The organism is Saprospira grandis DSM 2844, assembly GCF_000275825.1.
In the GTDB taxonomy this organism is placed as follows: Bacteria; Bacteroidota; Bacteroidia; order Chitinophagales; family Saprospiraceae; genus Saprospira; species Saprospira grandis_A.
The window spans coordinates 3,997,584-4,003,605 of record NZ_JH719942.1; the positions used below are offsets into that span (position 1 = coordinate 3,997,584).

General features: G+C 42.7%; 6 protein-coding genes. All 6 read left to right on the forward strand.

Translation table 11 applies throughout. The annotated features are described in order from the left end of the window. The first annotated feature begins 260 nt into the window (after positions 1-260). Positions 261-1,520, forward strand: coding sequence for an RHS repeat domain-containing protein (locus SAPGRDRAFT_RS22600; protein WP_156001999.1), 1,260 nt, complete (start codon positions 261-263; stop codon positions 1,518-1,520). Continuing rightward, positions 1,504-1,887 carry a hypothetical protein gene (locus tag SAPGRDRAFT_RS17735; RefSeq protein ID WP_002660764.1) on the forward strand — a complete coding sequence of 128 codons (384 nt, stop codon included), beginning with the start codon at positions 1,504-1,506 and terminating at the stop codon, positions 1,885-1,887. The genes SAPGRDRAFT_RS22600 and SAPGRDRAFT_RS17735 overlap by 17 nt, the downstream gene beginning before the upstream one ends. 606 nt (positions 1,888-2,493) lie before the next feature. Beyond that, the gene (locus tag SAPGRDRAFT_RS22605; RefSeq protein ID WP_081492053.1) at positions 2,494-3,774 is read left to right on the forward strand and encodes an RHS repeat domain-containing protein; all 1,281 of its coding nucleotides are present in this window, start codon (positions 2,494-2,496) and stop codon (positions 3,772-3,774) included. 14 nt (positions 3,775-3,788) lie between these two features. Beyond that, positions 3,789-4,139: a hypothetical protein gene (locus SAPGRDRAFT_RS17750; protein ID WP_002660767.1), complete on the forward strand. Its 351-nt coding sequence runs from the start codon at positions 3,789-3,791 to the stop codon at positions 4,137-4,139. A gap of 640 nt (positions 4,140-4,779) precedes the next feature. Then, complete coding sequence (locus tag SAPGRDRAFT_RS22610; protein ID WP_002660768.1) at positions 4,780-5,796, forward strand: RHS repeat domain-containing protein; 1,017 nt, start codon at positions 4,780-4,782, stop codon at positions 5,794-5,796. A gap of 37 nt (positions 5,797-5,833) precedes the next feature. Beyond that, a partial coding sequence (locus tag SAPGRDRAFT_RS23300) for a hypothetical protein (protein WP_002660770.1) occupies positions 5,834-6,022 on the forward strand: 189 nt, incomplete at its 3' end.

Sequence of the window (6,022 nt, forward strand, 5' to 3'; positions counted from 1 at the left end):
GCTGTTCGCTCGGCCCTGCGCAAAAAACAAGTTTTTGCTTGGTCTGCGGCTTTGCCGCACTGCCTACCATCGCTAGGCCGTTTGGCCTTCGGCCATGGCGGCTTCGCCGCCTGCCATTCATCGCCTAGGGGCTTGTCCCTAGGCGGTTATTGGCATTTTGTATATGATCGGTTTATCAGTACAATGAAGAAAATATTGCGCTGGTCGATGATAAAGATAGTTTGTATCTGGAGGAGCTGCATTTATATGGCTCGGCCCGTTTGGGAATCTTGAAAAAAGCCTTAGCTTTAAGGTATCGGGATGAGTCGGGGACCGTTGGTTTGCCTGCTGGGAGCCTGTTCAAAACGGCTTTGGCGCAAAGCAGCTACCAGCAACTAGAGCTGGGCCGCCGCCGCTACGAGCTCTCTAACCACTTAGGCAATGTACTAGCTACGGTCAGCGATAAATCTTTGGGCCAAGACAGCAGCCAAACTGGACAGGCAGATTATTATCTGGCGCAGCTGTCTTCGGCAAACTTATACTACCCATTTGGTTGGGAAATGCCTGGGCGCAAGTTTTTGAGTGGGGAGGAGTATCGTTTTGGGTTTAATGGGAAGGAAGGAAATCCTGAGATTGCAGATGGAAATCTTGACTTTGGCGCAAGAAATTATGATGGGAGAATTGGCCGATGGTGGTCTGTGGATCCTTTACAATCGAAGTATCCTAGTCTAAGTCCATATGCAGCAATGGATAATAGTCCAATGTACAAAAATGACCCTACTGGTGAGAGTGGAGAAGTTACAATAGATAAAGAATCTAAAACTATAACAGTATCTGCACACATCATTTTCTATGGTGATCGTTCTTCAGAAGCATTGGCAGTTCAAACTGCACAGGATATCGAGGAGACTTGGAATGCTGCGAAAGGAACGGTTAACATAGGAGGGGTTACATACAATGTTAAGTTTGAAATTACAGCTGAGGATAATGCCTTAATAAGCGAGGAAGACATAAAAAAGAATAAAAATATAAAGAATAATTATGTTCGTATTGAAGATAATACTTCAGTAGGTATTTCCTATATGGATTGTTTGGGGTGCAATACAGGAGTATGGAAGTTGTCAAATGTTGAGCACAATAATACTAAAACGGAAGGACATGAAATGGGGCATAGTTGGGGATTAGATCATCCAACTGGAAATGTTTTGATTTCGTATGGAAACAATAAGTACGCGTCAGCTGCTGATCTACGTGGTGTGCCTGAAGGGATATCTATTATGGCTCCTAGAGGGTCAATAGTAGATTCAGACTATCAATGGAATAGCACGAAAAGTATAACACGTATGGGGACAATTACGAAAGGACATTATGCAGGTTTTGATGCATTACAACTTGAAGAGGGTGCAACAGTAGACCCAAATAAAAGGAAAGTAACTCAAAAAGATATAGAAAATCTTGGACTAGATCAACTACAGTTTGATCATGAAGGTAAGGCTGATTTAGGAACCCTAAAAAATGAGTATCATGAGAAAGGAGATTAGGTTAAGCTGTATAATTATAATTGCGACATTATTTTTTTCCTGTGTAAGAAGTAGGGGAGAAGTCGTGATTTTTAATGATGCTTTTTTTAAGCAATGGAGGAGAGATAAAAAGGGGTGCGGGTCTTTTAGAGCAAATAATTTTCAGTTGTTAATTGAAAATAAGACTAAAATAGTTGGAGTCGATATTAGAAATATTCGTTCAAAACTTGGGGCTCCAGAAAAAAAAATGAATAATGGAAATTGGTTGTATTATCTTGAAGGTGGGATACAATGTTTAGGCGATTCAAACATTGTTGATGTAAAAGTATTGATTGTAGAAATTGAAAATCAAAAGAATATAATAGATTTAAAGGTACTAGTACCTTAATAGAAAGTAGTACTCTTTTCGCTAGTGTCAGAGTTCTTGAGAGAGGCTACGGCACTAGTTGTTAATCATGTACTAAGTTATAGAAATAGAGGGTATCTGCAGTTTCTTAACTTTGTAAAATAGTTTTGATTATCAGATAACTCTAATTCATTATTTGAAATTTAGGGGCCTCCCGCCTTGGGCGGGCGCTACGTTTCGGGGCTCGCTGTTCGCTCGGCCCTGCGCAAAAAACAAGTTTTTGCTTGGTCTGCGGCTGCGCCGCACTGCCTACCATCGCTAGGCCGTTTGGCCTTCGGCCATGGCGGCTTTGCCGCCTGCAATTCATCGCCTAGGGACAAGCCCCTAGGCTAATCCCATGGAGTCAGCCCTAAAGGGCCTCAACTGCTCATATAGTTGGCCTTGCTCATCTGTTTTTGCAGAGAAGGGCCATATCCAAAGGCCCTCGCAGAGGGCTGTCTGAAAAAGCTAGCCTAGGGGCTTGTCCCTAGGCGGTTATTGGCATTTTGTATATGATCGGTTTATCAATTTAATGAAGCGAATATAGCTGTAGTTGGGGATAGAGATAGTCTTTATCTGGAGGAGTTGCATTTATACGGCTCTGCTCGTTTGGGAATCTTGAAAAAAGCCTTAGCTTTAAGGTATCGGGATGAGTCGGGGACGGCTAATTGGTCTATTAGAACATTAGCCAAAACGGCTTTGGCGCAAAGCAGCTACCAGCAACTAGAGCTGGGCCGCCGCCGCTATGAGCTGTCCAACCACCTAGGCAACGTACTGGCTACGGTCAGCGATAAATCCTTGGGCCAAGACAGCAGCCAAACGGGGCAGGCAGATTATTATTTGGCGCAGGTTTCTTCGGCAAACTTATACTACCCCTTCGGTTGGGAAATGCCAGGCCGTAAGTTTGTGAGTGGGGAGGACTATCGTTTTGGGTTTAATGGGGTGGAAGATGACCGAGATTGGGGGACGCAAAATATTCAGGATTATGGCTTTAGGTTGTATAATCCGAGTATAGGGAAGTTTTTGAGTGTGGATCCCTTGAGTCCGGATTATCCTTGGTATACGCCCTATCAGTTTGCGGGGAATATGCCGATTTGGGCTGTTGATTTGGATGGGTTGGAGGAACAATATTATGGTGATTATATGAAACATATAATTGATGGAGCTACTTCACTTTTTGTGCAAAAGGCAGAAGATATGCTAGGGAGTGTAGGCGAATCATTAAGAAAAGTCCCTTCAGAAATATTTACACAAACATTAGATAAAAGAGCTTCAAATGCAATGGAAAATTTTTCTCGTTATAGAGATTCTGAAGTGAAGACTTATGGGGAATCAGAAAAACAGGAAATATTCAAAACAGATGCAGATAAAACAGCTAATATCTTACTGTACGAGTATGCTACTCAAACGGGGCCAACAGAAAGAGTATTTGATGAAAAACATGCAATAACTAAAGATCTCTCAAATGTATGGTATATAAAATCTGATATTTTTAATGCTGTACAAAATAAAGGATTTGATGTTGTTCGTGAAATGGAAGAAGGACAATTTTTCTCTGTAGGAATAGAATTTAGCCCTAATAAAAATCCTCTTTCATGGCCTAAATCTTATATGAGACATTTTGCAGCAACATCATCATCTTTTTTTATAGGGGGAGCAATTGCATATGTTTCATATGATAAGGAGAATGATAATGTAAATGTAAAAATAGTTAATGTAACATCTAGAAATTCATTGATGCTCCATATGGGGGAGAACTATTATGAAAAGGGAAAACTTTTAGCTTCTAAATGGCAATATTTTAAGTTTTCATATAAAATGAAAGATATAGAACTTAAAGCTAAAAAAGATGCAAACGCAGGTGATCCAATGGAAAATAGTCGAGAATAATATAAATATTACTTATGTCTGAAAAGAGATTGAAAAAAAGGTGGTTAATTGTTGCTGCTTTCTTTGTGGTTGTTTTATTATTTATTTTTTTTCAAAAAGATGTGTGTGGGGAATATACTTTTGTTGGAAGTGCAGATGCGAGAATTATTCTTAAAAAGAGCTATGATTTTCAATTAAAAGAAAATGGTAAGGTTTTTTTTGAAGGCAAATATAGAATAGTCCAATCATCTATCATCTTTGATGAATGGGAAGAATTTGATAAATTAGAAATCTGCTACGAAGGTAAAATTTGTACACCCATATTTAAATATGATGGGATTTCAACAATTTATTTAGGTGATGAATTGAAATTTAAAAGGAAATAGGTGTTCGTCCGTATTAGTTTACGTCTATACTCGGCTAATTTTGCGAGACAAAAATTACAGAGCTCACTGCTTTTATTCTGGCTTTTACATTTAATGTTCTTATTGCTGTGTTTTAGGGGCCTCCGCTGCGGCTTTGCCTTGCGGCGCTACGTTTCGGGGCTCGCTGCTCGCTCGGCCCTGCGCGGGCTTCGCCCGCTGGGTCTGGCCTTCGGCCACCCCTACACATCGCTAGGCCGCTCAACTGTCTTTTTCTTTTGGCTGTTTTCTTGGGCGGTTTTGGGCCCATGGGCTGAAGCCCATGGTTGTAGACTATGCAAACTAGCGGGCTAAAGCCCTTGTTTGCTGGAAAATGGAAAAGGTTTGCTCCAAGAAAAACAACAACCGTCCAACCACAACCGCAAAGAAAAATCCCCTCGAATGAGGGGATGGTGTTTTTTTCGATAGCCTAGGGCCTTGGCCCTAGGGGTGGCCGAAGGGCCGCAGGCCTAGGGGCCTGCAAGGGTGCCGCGCAGCGGCAGACCCAGCCAGCTTGCTGGCGCAGGGCCGAGCAGACCTGCGAGCCCTGAAAGGGCCCGGCCGCCTTTGGCGGCAGGCCCCAAAAACATCCTCAGAAAACTATGAATATGACGAAATCGGCAATTTGGTTCGAGATAGCTCGGAGCAGATTGAGAAGATTGTCTGGACCGTACAAGGCAAGGTACAGGAGGTTCATTTTGAGGCGGGCAAGCCGGGCCCCTCGGTCTTGCAATATGAGTACGACCCCATGGGCAACCGCTTGGCCAAGAAGAAATTGTATGTAGATGGTCCTGTAGATATTCGGTCAGAGGGGCAGTATTATGTCCGTGACCCGCAGGGGAATGTGCTGGCGGTTTATCAGTACAATGAAGAAAATATTGCGCTGGTCGATGACAAAGATAGCCTGTATTTAGAGGAGCTGCATTTATATGGCTCGGCCCGTTTGGGAATCTTGAAAAAACCTTTATTTTTAAGATTTAGAAATGAATCTGGACATACAGGAGGAGATGAAGCCTTAGCTTTTAGAACCTTGATGGGAGTAGCGCAAAGCAGCTACCAGCAACTAGAGCTGGGCCGCCGCCGCTATGAGCTGTCCAACCACCTAGGCAACGTACTGGCTACGGTCAGTGATAAATCCTTGGGTCAAGACAGCAGCCAAACTGGACAGGCAGATTATTATTTGGCGCAGGTATCTTCGGCTAGTTTGTACTACCCATTTGGTTGGGAAATGCCAGGCCGCAAGTTTGTGAGTGGGGAGGGGTGTCGTTTTGGGTTTAATGGGAAGGAGGATGACCGAGATTGGGGGACGCAAAATATACAGGATTATGGCTTCAGATTGTATAATCCGAGTATAGGGAAGTTTTTGAGTGTGGATCCGTTGGCAAAAAGCTTTCCATGGAATAGCTGCTATGCTTTTGCGGAAGGAGATGTAGTTAGAAGTGTAGATTTAGACGGCTTGGAGAAGGAGTTCTATTACACAATGGACAAGGGCCAAAAGCCTATCTTAAAGTCTGTAAGTTATGGTGATTCTCCAATGGATAGTGAGGGGAATAGAGAAGTTCATGTCGTAGATTACTTTGATGATTTGGGCTATAAGCTTGGACAAGCAGTACATCACTCTGTTGATGAGCTAGAAAGTTAATGATCATGATGAGCAGTTTGGGAACAGAATCCGTCCTATGGCTTCGGGTAGAATTGATCCTGTAGATGATCCGTTTACAGGAGCATTAGGTGGAGGACTCGGTTTAATTGATGATCTTGTAGCTCATGCAGTTGGAAAAATAACTGCGAAGGTAGGAGCAAAACTTCTATCTAAAACCTTATTGAAGACCTCTCCAAAGTTGCCTGATCAGGTAGTCGGTGCCGCA

What these genes read in the sequence shown, in the direction of transcription:
- SAPGRDRAFT_RS17750 (WP_002660767.1), top strand. Translation starts at nt 3,789, where the DNA reads ATGTCTGAAAAGAGATTGAAAAAAAGGTGGTTAATTGTTGCTGCTTTC.
- SAPGRDRAFT_RS17735 (WP_002660764.1), top strand. Translation starts at nt 1,504, where the DNA reads ATGAGAAAGGAGATTAGGTTAAGCTGTATAATTATAATTGCGACATTA.